Consider the following 20465-nt stretch of genomic DNA (forward strand, 5'->3'; position numbering starts at 1 on the left):
TAAGGGTCAGGGGCCGTATCGCCTTATCTAACCGGCGGTCGGCCGAACTTGTGAGTTACCCTGCTACAATCGCTACGTCACTTCCCCACCCCCATGCCAGCAGCCAAGATAGTCTCTATTTGTTTGATTATCATTGAATAGGGTTACACGTCCATTCATGTTTCCCCTTCTCAGCACTTTGATAGGCAAAACCAACAGAGAACAACCTGTTGCTCGTGCAGCAGCACGACATATGTTAACCAAATTCAAAAAGCACAACACCTGCATTAGGCGTTGTGCTTTTTTGGTATTTATTCAAATAGGCTCATAATGACGCGCTTCGCATCGCGGTACCATTGTACAACTTGTGATGCTTGTGCAACATCACGGGTCATGATCAAATCTACCTTAGGCGGACTTGCTAAATAGTCATTCGCTGCGTTACGTTCGGCTGTTGTGCCCCCATCAACGAAAACCGTTTCTTGGTGATCAACAACATGCCCCTTCGCAATTGGCGCAATCATATCGTTATTTGACCGAATCGTCATGTTGAGTTTGCCGTCACGTAATGCGGTTGGCACGAACATTGAGACTGCCGTCTTCGTAACGATTGGGAAACGCTCTTCCCCATCGCGAGCTTCTTCAACTTGCACACGTTGAATAACCGTTCCCTTAGCCAAGGTCTTAACTGTCATCGCTGACTTCACCGCATTCAACATCGCCACCGTTTGTGAGAATGTGTGGTCACTACCAAGCACTACCGTCACCACTTGGCGACCTTCCAAGGTTGTTAACCCAATAAACGTGCTGTGAACCGACAAGGCATAGCCTGTTTTAAGACCGGTAAACTTATATCCTTGGCCATCAGCTAACAATTTATCTGAGTTTTCAATTGTTTCAGTTCCGGTATCCCCACTTGGAACCTCCGCCGTTTGCATACTCGTAATCTGTTGGATTTCAGGGTAATCAGTCACCAAATGACGACCAACAATCGCCAATTCACGGGCCGACAGTTCGTTCTCAACATCTGCCCCCAGCTTAGGATTCGTTAACGCACCCATATCACCATTCGTCAAACCGGCACCAGATACAATGGTTGTATCCTTGATGCCCCATCTGGTTAGCAAATCTTGAATTTGTTGGTTAACACCCGTATCCGTACCAGACACGGCATAGCCCAACGCTAACGCCGCTGCATTCGCTGATTTAATCAACGCCATTTCCATCAACTCTTGAATCGTATAGGTACGGTCCGTGCTAAGAGGCACATTAGCCAAAGCTGGCTCGTTACTAATAGCGACAATCGAAGCTGGCACTTTAATTTGTGACTGCATCGACAGACGCCCCTCTTTAATGGCTTGTTCAACCAAATAAACCGTCAATAATTTTGAAATTGAGGCAATCGGCATCCGCTCATTACCATTTTTATCTGCTAACACCTGGCCAGTCTGCACATCGGCCACCACTGCACTTTGCGCGTCCACTTTGGGCGTCACCGTTGCAGCTGATGCCGACGTAGCAATCCCTGTCACTAATAGAATTCCCGCCAGCAAGCCTGCCCACACACGCTTTGTCATATCTCTTAGGCCTCGTTTCCTAGTTCTGGTTGTAAAGGCAATTGGACAATGAAACTTGTCAAATCATCATCTGACTCAACTCGCACCGTCCCCCCATGTGCCTCGACAACGCCATTCACGATTGCTAACCCAAGGCCGGTCCCACCCGTCTTGGTATTCCGTGAACTTTCCACCCGATAAAAGCGATCAAACAACCGCTTGATTGAATCGGCTGGAATTTTTTCACCGTTATTTTGCACGCGAACTTCTACATAATTTTCGCTTTTGTTAGTCTTGGCTGTCAACCGCACAAATGTTGCGCCATCGCCATACTTCAAAGCGTTATTAATCAAATTCATAAAGACACGTGCCAAACGGTCAGGATCCCCAACCATTTCAATCGTATCCGGATTGGTAACCGCTGAGACAACAACGTGCTTATTCTTAGCTTCTAACTCGTAGTTAACTGCCAATTGTTGCAACATGGCCGCTAAATCCAACGGCGCCCAACGCAACTTGAAATCAACCTGGTGGACCTGTGTGTAATCAAACAGATCTTCAACCAAAGACTTCATTTGGCCCGCCTTCGAAAAGGCCGTGTTAGCATATTTCACCAAATCCTTGCGTGCTAACTTTTCATCTTCATCATTAATAATCAGGCCTAAGTACCCCAAAATTGATGTTAATGGTGTCCGCAAATCGTGCGACACATTCGTAATCATTTCGTCCTTTGAACGCTCAATCTCACGTTCTTCAGCCATTGCAGCTTGTGCGGCATCAAAAACGCCATTCACATTCGTTACGAGGGGCCGCAACCGACGTCCCCAACGCTTTTCCGGCAATCCTTCACTTTCTGTATCACGAACACGTGGTGCCAAATCACTCACCGCTTCGATTAAGCGGTTAAGCAATACTGCTTCGTAGAAATGGCGAATCAACAACAGCCACAACACAACGACCACTAAGCCAACGATAATGACAAGTGGTTGTTGCTGTGCCCAAGCCGCTTGTAATTCAAGCAACCAGTTGGCACTTGTCCAGGCTGAACGGGTGACTAAGATGCCCCCAATGCCCATAAATACAAAAAGCAGGGCCGAAACGACTGCCTTGACCACCCACAGGAGCCAATCCAGTACACTAAGTTTCATCCCTACTTCTCACTTTCTATTGCATAGATGCAAATCTATACCTTACAAAACTTCAATCTTGTAACCAACACCCCAAACGGTTTGAACCACTTGGTTACCACCAGTTGCCGCTTCCAACTTATCGCGCAAGTGTGAAACGTGCACCATAACTGTCTTAGCAGACACAACTGATTCTTGTTGCCAAACACGTTCGAAAATGTCGTCAGCGCTGAACACACGATTTGGGTGTGAGGCCAACAAATACAAGATACCGAACTCCAACGCCGTCAAGTTAACCTCAACACCGTCAGCCGTCTTAACTTCATGGCTATCCTTGTTAATCGTCAAAGGTCCAATGTCCAAGACTTCTGGCGTTGCTTGTGCCATACCGTTTTGGGCACGACGCAACAATGCACGAACACGGGCCATTACTTCAAGTGGGTTGAATGGCTTCGTTACGTAGTCATCCGCTCCCGTAATCAACCCTTGAATCTTGTCCATCGCACCTGACTTAGCAGACAACATCAAGATTGGCACGGGGTTGTCCTTACGAACTTCCTTCAACACTTCCGTACCGTTCATATCAGGCATCATGATATCCAAAATAATCAAACCAATATCAGGGTTCGTGCGAATCTTTGTCATCGCTTCCCTACCATCACTGGCAATCACTGGCTCGTAACCTTCGTTCTTCACGTAGATTTCAAGCAATTCAGCAATTTCGTGATCATCGTCAACAATCAAAATCTTCATGGCTAATCCCTCACTGATTTCTGTGCTTACTTCGTGTCTTGACGTGGACGTGTTGCACTACCCAAGAACCCACCTTGAATACCCGTCTTAACGCGCCAGAAGCGGAAGCCGATAAAGGCTAATACCGCAAGGATCAAGTAGACCCAACCTGGCAACAATGGGTTGATGATTGATGGCAAGTAGGCGAAGCCCATGTATGCCAAGAACCAAAGGACAAACGCACCAACAGAAACCACAATCTTCTTCCAAAGTGGTGTCTGTACGCCATCCTTGCTTGGTGCAAGGGTCATCGTTACGGCAGCGAAGAAGACACCACCCAACAATGACGTCAAAACAAGTGATGTGATACCTGCTGCCCCAGCGCTACCGGCTTGGTTAGCCTTGCTGAACATCAACGTCAAGCCAAACATAAAGCTAAACATCATAAAGAAGGCAATGGCATTGTCAACCATCAATGGCCAGAAGCCGTACGTGGCATAACCACGGGCTGGCGTCTCGGCCGCTTGCTTCGCCTTGAAGCCCAATGATTCAGCTGGCGTGTTAAACAATTGCTTCGCTGTGGCACCCGTCTTTTGACCGTCCAACAACTTTGCCCCAACTTCGGCAATCAAACCGGCCTTTGATGCATCCCCATCAACGAGTTGCACCATTTGCCAAATAAATTCTTGATTACGCTTCGTCAAACCAGATGTTGCCAAATCGGCACGCGTTGGCAACGCTGGTTGAGCTTGCGTTTCTTGTGATTCTGTCATGTAGTCCCCCAATTAAACGTTGAACAAGAATTCGATGATATCACCGTCTTGTACAACGTATTCCTTACCTTCTGAACGGCGACGGCCAGCTTCCTTAACAGCCTTCATTGAACCATATTCGTCCAAATCAGCAAAAGCGACCGTTTCAGCACGGATAAAGCCACGCTCGAAGTCAGAGTGAATAACTCCGGCAACTTGTGGTGCCTTCATACCGGCACGGAACGTCCAAGCACGCGTCTCCTTACCACCAGCGGTAAAGAACGTCCGCAAGTCCAACAAGTGGTAGGCTGAACGAATCAAACGGTTCAAACCTGGTTCCGTAATGCCTTGCAATTCCATCAATTCGGCCTTGTCTTCATCATCCATACCGGCCAACTCTTCTTCAGCACGGGCTGAAATACCGATGACATCAGCATTTTCAGCAGCCGCAAATTCCTTGATTTGTTGGAAGTACTTTGATGCTTCTGGATCAGCCATATCGTCTTCCGCCACGTTTGCCACGTACAAGACGGGCTTTGACGTCAACAAGAACAACCCACGCACAATCTTTTGCTCGTCTTCGTTCCAGTCAATTGAACGGGCTGGCTTACCCTCTTCCAAAACAGGCTTCAACTTAGCCAAGACCTCAAATTCTGCCGCAGCGTCCTTATCCTTAGCTTGCTTGGCCTTCTTTTCAACCGTCGCATAACGCTTATCAACAGATTCCAAATCGGCCAAAATCAATTCCAAATTAATGGTGTTGATATCGTCGATTGGGTCAACCTTACCGCTAACGTGAGTAATGTCATCATCATCGAACGCACGAACCACGTGAACAATGGCGTTCACTTGACGGATGTTCTCCAAGAACTTGTTACCCAAACCTTCACCCTTTGAGGCACCCTTAACGATTCCGGCAATGTCAGTAAATTCAAAGGTCGTTGGTACGATCTTGTCAGCTGGCACCAATTCTTGAATACGAGCCAAACGATCATCAGGCACTTCGACCATTCCCACGTTTGGTTCAATCGTGGCGAATGGGTAGTTAGCCATTTCGGCACCTGCCTTGGTGATTGCGTTAAACAAAGTTGACTTACCAACGTTTGGCAAACCAACGATTCCTGCTGTAAGAGCCATTTTTTATATACCTATCTCTCTAAATTAATCTTGTTGTTCTGACGCCTTGCGCAAAATACGCTTCAAGCGCTTATCAAAATCGTGGCGTGTCATCATGACTTGGTGACCGCAACCTTGGCACGTCAACTTAATGTCCGCACCAACGCGCATAATTTCCCACTCATTTGCGCCACACGCGTGTGGCTTCTTCATTTCAACGATATCATGCAAGTTGTACATTTATCCAACCCCCACTTAGTCCTCATCGAATGAAATGCCCAATACATCAAAGATGCGGTTCAAATCATCATCTGACAAGTATGCAATTTCAATTTTACCAGCGCCCTTGCGATTACGCGTCACATTGACCTTGGTACCAAACTTATCTTCCAGAGCAGCGGTCGTCGCCTTCAAGTATGCTGATGGTTCCTCAGCGCCCTTGCTGGTTGGATCTGACTGTTCATTCAACTTATTAACCAGTTGCTCCAATTGACGCACGGTCATGCCTTCAGCGATGGCGCGCTTGGCCACTGGCACAATGCGACGCTTGTTACGCAAACCAAGTAGCGTCCGAGCTTGCCCCATTGAAAGCTCGCCTGCATTCAGGAGGTCCTTCACTTCATCAGGCAAGTTCAACAAGCGTAGGAAATTAGCCACGGCTGACCGGGCCTTTCCCAAGCGCTTGGCCACTTGTTCTTGCGTTAACTTCAACGCATCCATCATATCGCGGTACGCTTGGGCCTCTTCAAGGGGCGTCAAGTCTTCACGTTGCAAGTTTTCCAAAATGGCCGCTTGCAACATCTGATCGTCATCTAACTTACGTACAATCGCTGGTACTTCAGTCATACCGGCCAATTGTGACGCACGCCAACGACGCTCACCCGCCAACAATTCATATTGCGCATTGTCTTTTGGATTGTGGCGGACAATTACCGGTTGCAACACACCATTTTCCTTGATTGAAGCCGCTAAATCTTGCAAAGCGTCTTGATCAAAAACATGTCGCGGTTGGAACGGATTTGCCACAATCTTATCGATAGCTAGGTCACGAACAGAGTCGTTCGTGGCGATGGTTGTATCAAGACCTTGTGAATCAAACAGGGCGCCTAGACCGCCACCGTTACCACCAAGGCCTCCCAAACCTGACTTCTTAGCGTTCGCCATGAGCAGCCAAGACCTCCTTTGCCAAGTCCATGTATACTTCAGAACCCTTTGACTTAGGGTCGTAATCAATAATAGCCAACCCGCGTGATGGCGCCTCTGACAGACGGACATTACGTGGAATCACGGTATCGTACACATCACTGCCAAAGTACTCACGCACATTCGCAATAACGTCGGCCGACAAATTCGTTCGTGGGTCAACCATGGTCATCAGCACCCCTTCAACTTCCAAATCCGGGTTGAAGTGTTGCTTGACCAACTTCATATTGTTCATCAACTGGCCAAGTCCTTCGAGCGCATAATACTCAGCTTGCACAGGAATCAAAATTGAATCCGCTGCTGAGAATGTGTTGATTGTTACCAATCCAAGTGAAGGTGGATTATCAATCAGCACGTAGTCATACTTTTCACGAACACCTGACAGTGCGTTTTTCAAACGTAATTCACGAGCCATCGCCGGAGCCAATTCTAGTTCGGCACCAGCCAAACGAATCGTTGCTGGCACGATGTCCATGCCTTCGTGCGAAGTTGACAAAATAACATCAGCCAATGGCACATCGTGAACCAAGACATCATAGACATCTTGCTCAATGCTTGACTTTTGGACGCCTGATCCAGACGTTGCGTTTCCTTGGGCATCCGTGTCGATAATCAGCACCGATTTACCCAAACTCGCCAAGGCCGCTCCCAAATTGACCGTGGTCGTTGTTTTACCAACACCACCTTTTTGGTTAGCTAATGCAATAACGTGTCCCATTGATTTCCCCTTCCTACAACGGCTTACGCACCGGATCACCCGGCTTGCGTGGATACTTCTTTGGTGTATTTTTCACCTTTTCAATCACAATAACTGAACGTGGGTCGCCGTTTGGCAAGCTCACATCGATTTGATCACCAATTTTGGCACCCAATGTCGTGATGGCCTTCTTAGCCTCTTGCAACTCTTCATCAGCGGCACTACCCTTCATGGCCAGCAGAACCCCACCAACTTTAACGAATGGCAATGTCAATTCGCCCAAAATATTTAGGCGCGCCAACGCACGGGCCGTCGCCACATCATATTGCTCACGAGCTGGTGCGTTCTTGTTACCAAACTCTTCTGCACGGGCGTGTTCTACCGTGACACCTTCCAAGCCCAATTCCTTAACCAAATCACGCAAGAAATTAATCCGCTTGTTCAACGCATCAATAATCGTGATTTGCAATTGTGGAAACGCAATCTTCAATGGCAATGATGGGAAGCCCGCACCAGCACCAACGTCAATCATGTGCAATTCTTCAGTTTGCAAGGCTGGGTATGCCCAGGCCAGTGTTAATGAGTCATAAAAGTGCTTCATGTAGACTTCATCGCGTTCCGTGATAGCCGTCAAGTTCATGTGCTCATTCACCGCAACTAAACGCTCGTAGTATTGCTGATATTGCGCTAGTTGTTGTGCATTCAGTTCAACATTGTGCTCGCGTAATGCCGCCGCAAATTCTTCGGGATTCATTATCATTCTCCAAACTGATTCCAATAATAAAAGAATACCGCAAAATGCCCGTCTATTCAATAGTTGCACGGGTTTTAACGGTGTAATTGTTTCACGTGAAACAGGATGTTAAAAAGGTCACCGCACGGTTAGCGATGACCTTTTGGATTACTTCATAAACGTTGCGACCTCTGACATAAACCAGGCGTTAAAGGCTGGTACATCAATATCCGTCGCTACCGCCACATTGGTTGTGTCATGGTGTGACCCCAACACATCGGCAACCGTTGCGCCCAAGGCCGGACCCTCAGTGATGACATCAACCCAATAGTCCGTTAGCGTAAAGGCTTCTGGGTGAGCTAGATAGAACAACGTATTCACGTCGTGCATTGGCTTACCAGTAGCTTCGTTGTCTGCATAATGTTGCAACAACGCTTGCAGCATCGCCCCGGATTCATTCACGTCTGACAGCTTGGCGATGTTGTCATATGACAGCAACGCCTTCATCGTCACATCAAGGCCAATCATCACAATTGGCAAGCCAGCCTCAAAGACAATTTTCGCAGCGTGCGGATCTGTATAAATATTAAATTCTGCCACGCTGGACATATTGCCACCAGTGAGCGAACCACCCATCACAACTAAGCGATCAATCTTCGCTTTAACCTCTGGGTACATGCGGAATAACAAGGCAACGTTCGTGAAAGCCCCTGTGATAACCAACGTCAACTGGTCGGTGCTTTGCATCAAGGTTTCGCGCATCGCCTCAACGGCATGTTGGGCTACCGGTTGGGTCGTCACCGCTGGGAAATCCCAACCAGGCATGCCCGATTCACCGTGCACATATGATGCGTCCTCGTACGGCTTCAGCAGTGGCATTTTCGCACCAGCCGCCACTGGCACCTGCTTTTGCACACCGAAAAATTCAACAAGTTTCAACGCATTTAATGCTGTCTTCTCTACGCCGACGTTACCGGCCACTGTCGACAACAATTGAACATCAAACTGCGGATCAGTTAAAGCGATCGCAATCGCAGCTGCATCATCAATTCCTGGATCCATATCAAGCATAATTTTTTGTGCCATGGTTATTTCCTTTCAAACGTCAGGTTATTCCTCACGCGCCCCGTCTAAATTGTATAACCATATTACCACATTTTGCTTGTGTATATTTTTGCAATATTTACTTATATTTTTGCCCAAATCTTCTCTTGGATTTTTGGTTGTGGATCAGCAGCTAAGACTGTCTTTGGACGCCAAGTTCCCCGCGTCAAATCTTGTTCAGTTACTTCCGCCGTCAGCACAGTGACCGTCCATTTTTGGTGGGTATACACGTGCGTTACTGGTCGGCCAGCCAACTTCGTGAGCGTTGCTTTAACGCCGTAATCCGTCAACAAACGTTGTTCAGTAGCCGCAATCATTTCTTCGATGGTCCAGTCAGCATCTGGATCGTTAACGAAATCGGTCAACGCATAGAGGGGCATCGTCCAGAAATTCGCCAGCAACCCATCGGCTGGTCGTTGTTCCCACAAATAGCCAGCTGGCGACTTAACTGCCAGCGCAAAATACGTAATCGGCTTAGGCTTGGGCGCCTTTGTTTTGACCGGATAAAACTCTTCCGTCCCATCAGCATATGCGGCGTTAAATTTCTTGACTGGCGAATGTTCCGAATCAAAATTTTTCGCACTCATATATGATGACCCCAAATCCATAATTGCTTGATTAAAATCACCTGGCCGTGCCGGATCAATCAGTTGCAATCCTAGTTCAAAGAACACTTTGCGCGTCTTAGGTTGGGCGATGTCCGCATCAATTTTGAATAAACGCGCAAACACACGGAACGCATTCCCATCAATAGCGGGCACCGCTTCATTAAACGCGATACTAGCAATCGCTGCCGCTGTGTACGGCCCAATCCCTGTCAGTTTTTCCAAAGTGGCCATATTATCTGGCCACACGCCTTGGTAATCATCACGCACTTGGATAGCGGCTTTTTGCATATTGCGTACGCGTGAGTAATACCCCAACCCTTCCCAAGCCTTTAGCAATGCCTGTTCCGGTGCGCTAGCTAAGTCGTTAAGTGTCGGGAACATTGACATAAAGCGATTGAAATATGGAATAACCGTCTGCACTTGCGTTTGTTGCAGCATAATTTCTGACACCCACACCCGGTATGGATCATGGTTTTCACGCCATGGCAAATCTGCCCGGCCCGCTTCATCGTACCAATTCAAGAGTGTCATTCTAAAATCATGAATTTTATCTTCGTCCCACATGTCAATCATGATGTATCCCACTTTCTTTTTTCATCGTCATTCCAGTTTACCAGATTGCACTTACCATTTTTCAACGAGAACTCATTTGCCTTCTGCCGCCTAAATAAGCGATAATAGAAGTAACAATTCTAATGAAATGGAAGTTGGCCCCATGAAAGACACAAACGAACTTAAGAAAATGGCTGGTTACCGGGCGGCAGAATTTGTCGAGGATGGCATGGTCGTCGGTATCGGATCTGGTTCAACCATTGCATACGTCATCGAAGCACTTGGCAAGCGCGTTTCAGAAGAAGGTTTGAACATCATCGGTGTCCCAACTTCTGACAAGACACGTCGTACTGCCGCAAAGCTTGGTATCTCGATGCACAACATCGATGACGTTGACCACATTGATTTAACAATCGACGGGGCTGACGAAATCGACCCTGATTTTGCTGCCATTAAGGGTGGCGGAGCGGCCCTGCTGTGGGAAAAAATTGTCGCCGTTAATTCAACGCGTAACATTTGGGTCGTCGACGAAGGTAAGTTAGCCCCAAAACTAACCCACTACCTACCTGTCGAAGTCATCCCATACGGATCAGACCAACTATTCAAGCGTTTGGATGCTAAGGGCTACAAGCCTTCATGGCGTTTGGATCAAAATGGCAATCCCGTCCGGACTGACTCAGCTAACTTCTTGATTGATTTACACCCCGCTGACATTACGGACCCCTTCACATTAGGGCGCGAATTAACAAGCATGGTTGGTGTCGTGGAACACGGTTTGTTCCTAAACATTGTTGACACCGTCGTTGTTGGTCGCCAAGATGACGTTGAAATTTTCGACGCCCACCCACAACCACTTATCTAAAATCATTAAGGCACCGTTAAATCGGTGCTTTTTTATATGAATTGTTTCATTTTTATGACAAAATGAACCTACAAAGTATGAGGAGGTATTTTGAGATGGTGACAATGTGGCAAGCATTTAAAAATTTCTGGCGTGGGTACGTCAACTTTACGGGGCAATCAACCCGCGCTGAATACTGGTGGATGGCGCTCTGGCAATTCATCATTTGGACGGTTTGGGTAATCTTGTTGGTCGCTTCCCTAGTGGCTGATGCATCTTTGCACGACATTGATGACAAGGTGATCGATCATGCTAATTTTGGTGACGCGGTGCACTTCATGTTCACCAGCACACCCATTTTGACAGCCGTTCTAATTCTTGGCGTTATCTTGTATTTGGCCATGATTTTGCCAAATATCGCGCTATTAATCCGCCGTTACCGTGACGCCGGTACGGCCACTTGGTTGGCCTGGGTCATTTGGATTTTGAGTGCTGTGGGTGGCGTTGTGTCTAACGTCAACTCAGATCAACATTTTGCAATCGCCTTTAGTTTCACTGGCCTATTCGGGATCATCAGTTTCATCTTGACCGTTTTGCCAACTGATTCACTAGCTGGTATCACTGGGATTGGGCGTCCACAAACTGAGACACCCTCATCATTCAACGATGATGATAATGAACTTTAATCACTAAAAAACACGCGTCAGACTAAAGCCTGATGCGTGTTTTTGGTTACTTCACTTTTTGGTTTTTCGGCATCGTCATACTAAAGATTGTCCCATGCGGTTGATTATCAAGCACTTCAATCGAACCACGGTGTCCCTGCACGACCCATTTGGCAATCGCTAGACCAAGACCGTGCCCACCCGTTGAGCGGGAACGCGCTTTATCAACACGATAAAAACGATCAAACAAATGTTGCTTATCGGCATCCGGCACACCTTTACCAGTATCGGAAACTTGCAATTTAATATTATTACCAGCCGCACTCGCGCTGATTACAACATTGGCGCCTTCACCAGCATACTTTTGCGCATTATCAGTCAAAATCACCAATAATTGGCGCAACCGTTGGGCATCCCCGACCATCGGCAACGTGTCTGGCACATCAACCGACAACTTTTGCCCCTTTTCTTCTGCATTAAATTCATAAATATCGCCGACCTCACGCGCAATAGCGGCTAAATCAACATCGGCAAACGCAAACAACGGCACATCAGCGTCAGCTTGTGACAGTGTCAGCAAGTCACCGGTCAAATTATTCAAATGCCGGACCTCAGTTAACGCATTCGCGACGTTTTCCACTTGATCCATCACCGTGTCATTTGGCCGTTCAAGCATCCGTTCCAAGTTATTCTGAATAACCGTCATCGGCGTTTTAAATTCGTGGGCGGCATCAGCCACGAACGTCCGTTGTTGCGACCACGAGCGCATAATTGGTCGCATATTGGCCCGAGTTAACGCAATCGCCATCAATAACAACGCAATTTCAGACAGTGCGAAAATCCATACCAGTCGGTTCTGGAACGAATCAACCATCTCATGTTCGGTATTAACATTGACATAGGCCATTTGATCGCCAACTCTGTAGAAGAAGAACCATTGTCCTCGATAAGCTTTCAAATAAACCTTGTTTTCTTTCAAAGCCAACGCATCTTTAAACATATCAGCATAGTCTACAATTTGCGCATTCTGCATAATTTGACCAGATCGCGTCATTTGGGGGGTAAACGCCTTTTCGACACGGTCCTGCGCATTGCCGTACATCACGACCCGGAACTGGCTAATGGTAAACGTCCCAATTAACGAGAACACCATCGTAAAACCAACAACCATCAAAATAGTCATCTTCACCTGTTGTGGTAGCGAAGCGCGGATTCTTTGCAACCACTTGGGTAGTTTTATTTTCGCGAAAAACGCCCTGATTTTTTCAAGCATCACGGCGATTTTCGACTGTTTTTCAGTTGGCACCATTAAGCTTCCGTCGCTGCATTTAGGGTGTAACCCACGTTACGCAACGTCTTAATGTTTACTTGGGCATCCGCGTTGCGCAAGTTCTTACGAAGGTTTGACATGTAAACTTCAACAACCGTCAATGACGTATCTGAGTCAAAGCCCCACAAACGATCAAAAATTTGATCCTTTGTCACAATCTGGCCAACGTGTTGCATGAGGTAAACCAGCAGACCAAATTCACGACCTTGCAGACTAATTTCTTCATTATTAACTAGGACACGGTGTTGATCGATGAAGACTTGCACATTCCCAACTTCCAAAGCACCGTCTTGACCCAAAACACCCGCGTGACGCAATAACGTCTTCAAACGCGCCAATAATTCTTCCTTATAGAAAGGCTTCGTAATGTATTCGTCGGCACCTAAGTTAAACCCTTGCATCTTATCAGACAATTCGCCCTTTGCCGTCAACATCAAAATCGGCAACGTTGGGTAAAGATCCTTGGCTTTCTTCAAAATGGTAAAGCCGTCTTGACCTGGTAACATGACATCTAAGACAACGGCATCATAAACACCAGATTCAATCTCGTACCAGCCTTCATCACCATCATGCACTTGCGTCACTTCACCAAGATCTGAAATCGTTTCACGAACCGTATCGTTCAATGCATAATCGTCTTCAACTACCAATAATTTAATCGTATTTCCTGCCATCTCAATAACCTCGCTACACCCAAAGATTTTTTCATTTCGTATTTAATGACTTAAATATAGTGGCTGAACCTTAAAATCGGCATAGTGGCAACTTTGCCGAACCTTAAATATTTAAGGTTTCTCCTTCATTATAATCATTTCCATTCCGTAAGTCTTGGTAGAATAATTAACAGGAGGAACAACTATGTTATTTGATACCATTCACCACATTGCCATCAACGCATCAAACTACGATGCCACTAAAAACTTCTATGTTAATAAACTTGGCTTTCAAGTGATCCGCGAAAACGCGCGACCAGAGAAAAACGATATCAAGTTGGATCTGCGCCTTGGCACACAAGAACTCGAGATTTTTATCAGTGATAAATTTCCAACTCGACCATCATTCCCAGAGGCACGCGGTTTGCGTCACTTGGCTTTTAAAGTTGCCAGTGTCCCTGACACGGTCGCCTATTTAGCTACCCAAGGCATTCAAAGCGAGCCCATTCGTACCGACGATTACACTGGTGAAAAAATGACCTTCTTTTTTGATCCTGACGGGTTACCACTTGAAATTCATGAATAGGTTTTGAAACCAAAGGAAAAAGGCACCAGGTTCGCCACCTGGTGCCTTTCCGACCATACTTCTTAAATTGCAATCCGCATGGCCGTCCGGTAGTTGCCTACCGGGCTAAATACAATTACGTATCGCCCTTGTTTCCTATACAAGGGCGATACGAATCGTTTGATTGCTATAATCTGACAAAACGTATCACCCCCTTTCCTAGATTGACTATAATTATAGACCCTAATTTTGGAAATTCAAGTATGAAAGTCATTCTTTTTTCTGTCGAATAACCCCCACGGTAGCTACCGTGGTTAACAGCCCCAAACCAGCCAAAGTTAGCCATGGCGTCGCCGTAAAATCTGTTGCTGGCAGCTCTGGTGTTGGCGCCTGCGCTACCATTTCCGGCAGAGGTGCTTCAGACTTTGGCGACGAGTTTGGCTGCTGATTGACTAGGTTGTTGGGACGATGCGCATCCTGCACCACTAGTTTCGCAGGTCGTGATATTACTTCACGCGGGATTGACTTGGCAGGCACGGCTAATCGTGATACTGGTTGAGATTTCTTCACTAACTGGCGTTTCCCCACCTCTTGTTTTGGTGGCGTTACACGAACGGACGGCGGTGTCACTTGTCGACGTGGCACCTGTTCGACTGGCATATCTGACATCGGCGTTTCAACCGGACCAATTATTTTCGGTTGTTTATCCTCATTGTCAATTTCAACTGCAGGTGTCATCGTGACATCATCATCAAGCGGAATGCCGTGTTCTGTGCGATCACCGTCACCATCGTCATCCCCCGCAATTATTTCAGCAGGCGTTTCTTCGACGTGCGAATCGTACACATACACAACCGCGATAGTTTCATTCGCTTTGCCGTAATGTCCGTGGGCATTATCTGTCACCCGAACCATCTGATAAGCCGGCAAGGATTTAGCGGTCGTCGCATAGGCCGTTCCTGGATTAGCAATGGTTGTTTCCGTCGGCGCGACTTCATGGCCAAATTCATCAACGTGAAACACCTTCAAACGAGCTTGGCCATTAATATCAACCACATCTGGCGTGGTTTGGGCATACACCGGCGCTGCGACCGCCAACAAGTCACCATTACCATCATACGTTTTTAGGATACTAACAGCCGCATTAACTGTCGTATTATCAGCAAACCGGAGATAGAACTGGTGTCCGTGTGAACCCGTCCCCTCTGATGGATGGTCACCACCAGCCCGGCTAATATTCGCATCAAGCTGCTGGAGGTCGGCTAACGTCAACGCTCCCGTTGCCTGATGTTGCTGTAAAAATGTCGAGAATGAACCATCATGAAAATTCTCAATGCCCCACTCGGTGTATGGATTCCCCATATTATAAGCCAAGGTATACGAGCCATCATCGTTTAGTCGCGTCGTATATGCCCCGCGACCATTTCGCGCCAACTCACGCGCAATCATTGCGTCTGGCGCGGCCGCATCAACGGCCACAAACGTTTGCGCGTAAGTCGGTTCGGTATTCATTTGACGGGTGGTCGCTGAAATGACCGTTGCTTGGTAGTGGCCATTTTTATTTTTATCGACCACATAGTACGTCGAGTAACCCGATGACGAATTTACTGACAACACCGTACCTGATGCAATTTTCACCTGTTGAATTTGCACCAAATCGCTTGTCGCAAACTGGCCATTTTCGCGAATTTGGGCCGCCTTGGTGGCATCCCCACGTAATAAGGCATTCATATATCCATCATCTTGGTAATAACTACCGACCCCCATCTGGTCACTTTTGGTAAAAATATGTTGCGTTGCGACGCCTGGTGCGTCGGTCTGAAACCGTGATGTAAACGCAAAATGCCCCACAGCTTCAGTCTGGCCAAAAACGATGCGAGCGGACCCGGTTTTCGCTGCCCAAATCGGTGCTTCCGGTAGCGGTGCCGCGGTCGATCCTGCAATCGTTAAATGTGACGCTACCCGCCCAATCGGGGTTGTTTGTAATGTCAGCCGTAACGCTTGACCCACAACTTCATACGTCCCGATTATCTGTTGATCATGTTGCAACTCACCACGCGCGCGCACCAAATCATACCGCTGACGATTAACTGCATTATCCGAAATCATCTCACCGTACAACGGTATCGTAATCGTGTCCCCGGCCTGATATTGACCATTGGCATTGTCAATCGTTAGTCCCACCGCAAATCCATTCGTAATTCGCGCATCAGCCTCTTGCACAAAACTTGTGCCAGCTGGCAAAACCGCCCCAGCAGCATTAACGGCACCGCTAACCGTAGTCACCACAGTTTGCGCTACTAGATTTTCAGTAGACCAATCCCAATTTTTAGGATCACGAGTTGCCACATCAGGCGACGATATCATTGTGATCTTGTCTTGTTCTGCCGCTCGAACCACCGGCATCATCCCCAATACCACCATCGTCACACCCAACATCACTACCGGCTCTTTACGCCTTAATTTAGGCATTTGTCCCATCGGCCATTCATTCATCAACTTCATTCGCACTCCCATACCCCCTGTTTGTCGGACGAAAATCAACTTCGGTCATTATACGTAAGTCCGTTACGAACAGTCTAGCGAACAAAAAAGAAGCGACATAGACCAATTCGCTACATCGCTTCTGCTTTAGTTATTTAATTTCACGCGCTGTGGTTAATTGATCACGCAATTTATGGCGTTGAATCTTGCCACTAGCCGTTCGGGGGAAAGTTTCCGTCGCAAAGAATCGCACCGGCACTTTATAGTGAGCCAATCGATCACGACCAAAGTTACGCAACGTCTCAAAATCCATCGTTTGTTCGTCTTTAAACATCACAAAAGCGACTGGGACAGCGCCCCAACGATCATCTGGAATGCCGACGACCGATATCTGGGCAATCGCGTCAGCTTCGCCATAGACCGATTCAATTTCATCAGGGAACACATTTTCACCCCCCGACGAAATCATATCGCCTTCACGCCCTTCAACGTACAAAAATCCGTCGTCATCCAACCAGCCCATGTCACCGGTATCAAACCAGCCATCAACAAATGCCTCGGCATACTTATCGGGGCGATTAAGATATCCCACTGCCAAGGTTGGCGACTTGATTTGAATACGACCAACTTTGTCAGCATCGTTAACCTTTTGGATACGAACTTCAACTGGGAACAGCGGTTTCCCTGCTGATCCCAGCTTGCGCGTTGCACTGCTTGCATCCAGCGCAATCACTTGCGACGCCGTTTCAGTCATCCCATATGATTGCACAATCTCAATGCCGGCAGCTGTCGCTTTTTCCAAAGTCGTTAAATCAGTCGGTCCGCCCCCCAGCAACATTGTCCGGAAGCGTTCATGGTAAACAGATCCTGCCGGTAACTGGGCCAGTAACTGTTTCAACATGACTGGTACCACTGAGATGGTCGTTACTTGACCCGTTAACAATTCATGGTTAATCCGTTCGACATCAAAGCGTTCATATAGCACAACACCCATCCCATAAATCAATGAGCGCATCATAATTGACAGCCCACTAATATGGAAGATTGGGACCGCTGCAAGCCAGACATCATTTGGCGTCAGCCCCAAATTGAGCGCTGAACCAACTGCTGAATAGAAGTGATTGCCAAACGTTTGCATGACACCCTTAGGATTACCGGTGGTACCAGAGGTATACATAATTGACGTTACTTTATCTAAGTCGAACGTCGCAACCGGCACGGTAGGTTCCGCTTCAGTTGCTAAAATTTCTGAAAAGTTAAGCTGGTGAACATTCGCCAACTCGCCAACAAAGGCATCATCTTGCAAAACCGTTGTGATCGCAGCATCAGCTAGTTGAAAGGCCATTTCGCGGGGTGACAAACGCCGATTCAACAGCACAACCGTCTTATCAAGTTGTTGAATCGCTAAAATCATGAGGTAACCCGTTAAATTATTGGGCGTAATTAAGGCAATTCGCTCATTATCATCCACATGTTTCGCGATTTGTCCTGCAATCTGCAACACCCGCTTGCGCATTTCAGCAAAGGTGAGCGTTGCATCACCAAACCGAATCGCCATCCGGTCAGGCGTTAAATTCGCGCGCTTGGTTAGCCAATTTTCCATTGTGCTTCCTTTCAATAGAAAGCCCCACATCACAAAGTCATTGATGCGGGGCGTCTGTTCTTTTGTCTTTATAAAAATGCCGCTTATGGGAACTTAGGGAACTGCGTAAAGTCTGGCTCACGCTTCTCAAGGAAGGCATTCTTACCTTCCTTACCTTCATCCGTCGTGTAGTACAACATCGTGGCATCACCCGCGAATTGTTGCAAACCAGCCAAGCCATCCGTATCAGCATTCATCGCTGCCTTAATGAAACGAATAGCAGTTGGTGACTTCTTCAAAATTTCGTTTGCCCATTCCATCGTCGCATCTTCAACTTCAGCCAAAGGCACAACGCGGTTAATCCAGTTCATGCTGTATGCTTCATCAGCTGTGTAGAACTTCGTCAAGAACCATACTTCCTTCGCACGCTTGTGACCGATAACACGGGCCAAGTAACCTGAACCATAACCCGCGTCAAACGAGCCAACCTTTGGCCCAGTTTGACCAAACATGGCATTGTCAGCTGCAATCGTTAGGTCGGCAACCAATTGCAAGATGTTTCCACCACCAACGGCCCAACCCTTAACCATCGCAATGACTGGCTTTGGAATAATACGAATCAAGTGTTGCAAATCCAACACGTTCAAACGGGCAATGTGGTCTGGTCCCACGTAACCACCGTTGCCACGTACTGATTGATCACCACCAGATGAAAATGCCTTATCACCGGCTCCCGTCAAAATGATGACACCAATTGACGCGTCATCACGTGCCATTGAAAATGCATCGATCATCTCTTGCACCATTACCGGTGTAAAGGCGTTGTGACGGGCTGGATTGTTCATCGTAACCTTCGCCACCGCATCTGAACGCTCAAACAAAATTTCTGAGTATTCTTTGATGGTTGTCCATTCTACAGTCATTTATATATCTCACTTTCTGAATTTCGAGTTTCAATTCCCTTGGTCTCAAAATACGCTTCTTAAATTATAGCTTTTTTCTACCCATTTTTCCAAAAACTCGTTAAACTTATATTTACCACTTTAACCATTTGTGTGACTTTTTGTTCGTGTTCGCTTTATTTTGGTACACATACAAAATGCATACATTTAAATTGAAAGGTTGATTATCACAATGAATGCAATTGAATATTTAAACATTTCTACTGAAAAACTAACAGCGGAAGAAGTCATTTTGACCATGCCAATCCGCGATGAAGTTAAGCAACCATATGGCATTGTTCATGGCGGTATCAATGCGCTGCTTGCCGAAACAGCTGGTAGCTTCGGCGCCAACTACGGCCTTGATAACACCAAGCAAGTACCTGTCGGCTTGGACATTCACACGCACCACATCGCACAAGCGACAGAAGGCACATCGCGCGCCATCGCCAAGCCAATTCACGCTGGTCGTCAAATCCAAACTTGGCAAATCGATACATTCGTTGTCGAAACCGGTAAGCACACTTCCTCATCAACTTTAACGGCGATGATTATTCCCGTTCGACGCTAGGTGATTTGCTAATTGCGACGTATAATAGTCAACAAACAGAAACGTCATTTTTCAGTTCAACTAGAGGAGATTGCCATGAAGGCTTTGTTGATTATTGATTACACAAATGATTTCGTCGCACCAGAGGGACCATTAACTGCCGGGGAGACAGCTCAAGCACTCGCACCACGTTTGGTCGAGCTTGCTGATGAATTTTTAGCTAACGGTGATGCTGTCATTTTGCCAACTGATTTACACGTGCCAAATGACCCCTATCACCCTGAGACAAAATTGTATCCTGCTCACAACGTCGCTAACACACCAGGTCGCGACTATTATGGCGTCCTGGCCGATTGGGTCGCTACGCACAAGGACGATGCTAACGTGTGGATTTATCCTAAGAATCGTTACAGCAGTTTCGCCAATTCTGATTTGGATAATTATTTGCGATCACGCGATATTAAGGATATTCATTTGACGGGTGTTGACACCGATATTTGCATTTTGCACACAGCGGTCGACGCCTACAACTTGAACTATGACATTACCGTCCATGCCGATGGTGTCGCTAGCTTCACCCAAGAAGGTCACCGTTGGGCACTTTGGCACTTCAAGAACGTGCTCGGTGCAACCGTGACGCCAGATATTAATTACAATCTAGACTAAATCCAAAAGGGCGCAATCAACACAAGATT

Annotated in this window: 21 protein-coding genes; 5 read left to right on the forward strand and 16 right to left on the reverse strand. The window is 47.0% G+C overall.

Translation table 11 applies throughout. The features are described 5' to 3' along the window. Nucleotides 1–290 precede the first annotated feature (290 nt). From ACJ28U_RS10870 to mutY, 11 genes are all read right to left on the reverse strand, one after another. A complete protein-coding gene (locus tag ACJ28U_RS10870; protein ID WP_407619283.1) occupies nt 291–1556 on the reverse strand; it encodes a serine hydrolase in 1266 nt (421 codons plus the stop codon). 5 nt (nt 1557–1561) lie between these two features. Then, a complete protein-coding gene (locus ACJ28U_RS10875) occupies nt 1562–2683 on the reverse strand; it encodes a cell wall metabolism sensor histidine kinase WalK (RefSeq protein ID WP_010375005.1) in 1122 nt (373 codons plus the stop codon). A gap of 42 nt (nt 2684–2725) precedes the next feature. After that, complete coding sequence (locus tag ACJ28U_RS10880; protein ID WP_010375006.1) at nt 2726–3415, reverse strand: response regulator transcription factor; 690 nt, start codon at nt 3413–3415, stop codon at nt 2726–2728. A gap of 26 nt (nt 3416–3441) precedes the next feature. Next, on the reverse strand, nt 3442–4167 hold the full coding sequence (locus tag ACJ28U_RS10885) for a DUF1129 family protein (protein WP_407619284.1): 726 nt from the start codon (nt 4165–4167) through the stop codon (nt 3442–3444). A 12-nt stretch (nt 4168–4179) separates the two neighbouring features. Further along, a complete protein-coding gene (ychF, locus tag ACJ28U_RS10890) occupies nt 4180–5283 on the reverse strand; it encodes a redox-regulated ATPase YchF (RefSeq protein ID WP_407619285.1) in 1104 nt (367 codons plus the stop codon). A 24-nt stretch (nt 5284–5307) separates the two neighbouring features. Further along, nucleotides 5308–5502: a DUF951 domain-containing protein gene (locus tag ACJ28U_RS10895; RefSeq protein WP_010375013.1), complete on the reverse strand. Its 195-nt coding sequence runs from the start codon at nt 5500–5502 to the stop codon at nt 5308–5310. A gap of 15 nt (nt 5503–5517) precedes the next feature. Then, nucleotides 5518–6426, reverse strand: a complete 909-nt coding sequence (locus ACJ28U_RS10900; protein ID WP_407619286.1) for a ParB/RepB/Spo0J family partition protein — start codon at nt 6424–6426, stop codon at nt 5518–5520. Further along, nucleotides 6413–7183 carry a ParA family protein gene (locus ACJ28U_RS10905; RefSeq protein ID WP_010375015.1) on the reverse strand — a complete coding sequence of 257 codons (771 nt, stop codon included), beginning with the start codon at nt 7181–7183 and terminating at the stop codon, nt 6413–6415. Before ACJ28U_RS10905 ends, ACJ28U_RS10900 begins: the two co-directional genes overlap by 14 nt. 13 nt (nt 7184–7196) lie before the next feature. Next, entirely contained in the window at nt 7197–7916 is a 720-nt protein-coding gene (gene rsmG / locus ACJ28U_RS10910) for a 16S rRNA (guanine(527)-N(7))-methyltransferase RsmG (protein WP_010375016.1), read from the reverse strand. A gap of 147 nt (nt 7917–8063) precedes the next feature. Then, on the reverse strand, nt 8064–8981 hold the full coding sequence (gene rihC / locus ACJ28U_RS10915; RefSeq protein ID WP_099088898.1) for a ribonucleoside hydrolase RihC: 918 nt from the start codon (nt 8979–8981) through the stop codon (nt 8064–8066). A 101-nt stretch (nt 8982–9082) separates the two neighbouring features. Beyond that, nucleotides 9083–10180 carry an A/G-specific adenine glycosylase gene (mutY, locus tag ACJ28U_RS10920; protein WP_407619287.1) on the reverse strand — a complete coding sequence of 366 codons (1098 nt, stop codon included), beginning with the start codon at nt 10178–10180 and terminating at the stop codon, nt 9083–9085. A 142-nt stretch (nt 10181–10322) separates the two neighbouring features. Here mutY and rpiA point away from each other — a divergent pair, with 142 nt between their 5' ends. Together rpiA and ACJ28U_RS10930 are read left to right on the forward strand one after the other, a co-directional pair. Then, nucleotides 10323–11021, forward strand: coding sequence for a ribose-5-phosphate isomerase RpiA (gene rpiA / locus ACJ28U_RS10925; RefSeq protein ID WP_010375019.1), 699 nt, complete (start codon nt 10323–10325; stop codon nt 11019–11021). A gap of 95 nt (nt 11022–11116) precedes the next feature. Then, the gene (locus tag ACJ28U_RS10930) at nt 11117–11686 is read left to right on the forward strand and encodes a DUF805 domain-containing protein (protein WP_407619288.1); all 570 of its coding nucleotides are present in this window, start codon (nt 11117–11119) and stop codon (nt 11684–11686) included. A 46-nt stretch (nt 11687–11732) separates the two neighbouring features. Here ACJ28U_RS10930 and ACJ28U_RS10935 read toward each other — a convergent pair whose 3' ends face one another. Both ACJ28U_RS10935 and ACJ28U_RS10940 read right to left on the reverse strand, forming a co-directional pair. Then, complete coding sequence (locus tag ACJ28U_RS10935; protein WP_407619401.1) at nt 11733–12848, reverse strand: sensor histidine kinase; 1116 nt, start codon at nt 12846–12848, stop codon at nt 11733–11735. A gap of 125 nt (nt 12849–12973) precedes the next feature. Further along, a complete protein-coding gene (locus tag ACJ28U_RS10940) occupies nt 12974–13669 on the reverse strand; it encodes a response regulator transcription factor (RefSeq protein WP_043707842.1) in 696 nt (231 codons plus the stop codon). A 184-nt stretch (nt 13670–13853) separates the two neighbouring features. On the opposite strand from ACJ28U_RS10940, the gene ACJ28U_RS10945 reads away from it, so the two are divergent. Further along, nucleotides 13854–14234, forward strand: coding sequence for a VOC family protein (locus ACJ28U_RS10945; RefSeq protein ID WP_043707844.1), 381 nt, complete (start codon nt 13854–13856; stop codon nt 14232–14234). A gap of 249 nt (nt 14235–14483) precedes the next feature. Here the strand turns inward: ACJ28U_RS10945 and ACJ28U_RS10950 are convergent, their stop codons facing one another. The 3 genes from ACJ28U_RS10950 to menB form a co-directional block, all read right to left on the reverse strand. Then, nucleotides 14484–16718 (reverse strand): MucBP domain-containing protein, encoded by a 2235-nt coding sequence (locus tag ACJ28U_RS10950; RefSeq protein ID WP_407619289.1) that lies wholly within the window; start codon nt 16716–16718, stop codon nt 14484–14486. Nucleotides 16719–16848: 130 nt separating this feature from the next. Then, the gene (locus tag ACJ28U_RS10955; RefSeq protein ID WP_407619290.1) at nt 16849–18300 is read right to left on the reverse strand and encodes an o-succinylbenzoate--CoA ligase; all 1452 of its coding nucleotides are present in this window, start codon (nt 18298–18300) and stop codon (nt 16849–16851) included. Nucleotides 18301–18383: 83 nt separating this feature from the next. Continuing rightward, nucleotides 18384–19202, reverse strand: a complete 819-nt coding sequence (gene menB / locus ACJ28U_RS10960; protein WP_010375035.1) for a 1,4-dihydroxy-2-naphthoyl-CoA synthase — start codon at nt 19200–19202, stop codon at nt 18384–18386. 211 nt (nt 19203–19413) lie between these two features. Between menB and ACJ28U_RS10965 the strand changes: the two genes are divergently transcribed. Further along, nucleotides 19414–19791 (forward strand): PaaI family thioesterase, encoded by a 378-nt coding sequence (locus ACJ28U_RS10965; RefSeq protein WP_407619291.1) that lies wholly within the window; start codon nt 19414–19416, stop codon nt 19789–19791. Between the two features lie 75 nt (nt 19792–19866). Next, a complete protein-coding gene (locus tag ACJ28U_RS10970; protein WP_407619292.1) occupies nt 19867–20436 on the forward strand; it encodes a cysteine hydrolase family protein in 570 nt (189 codons plus the stop codon). The last annotated feature ends 29 nt before the right edge of the window (nt 20437–20465 follow it).

Source organism: Weissella sp. MSCH1, assembly GCF_045799135.1.
GTDB lineage: Bacteria > Bacillota > Bacilli > Lactobacillales > Lactobacillaceae > Weissella.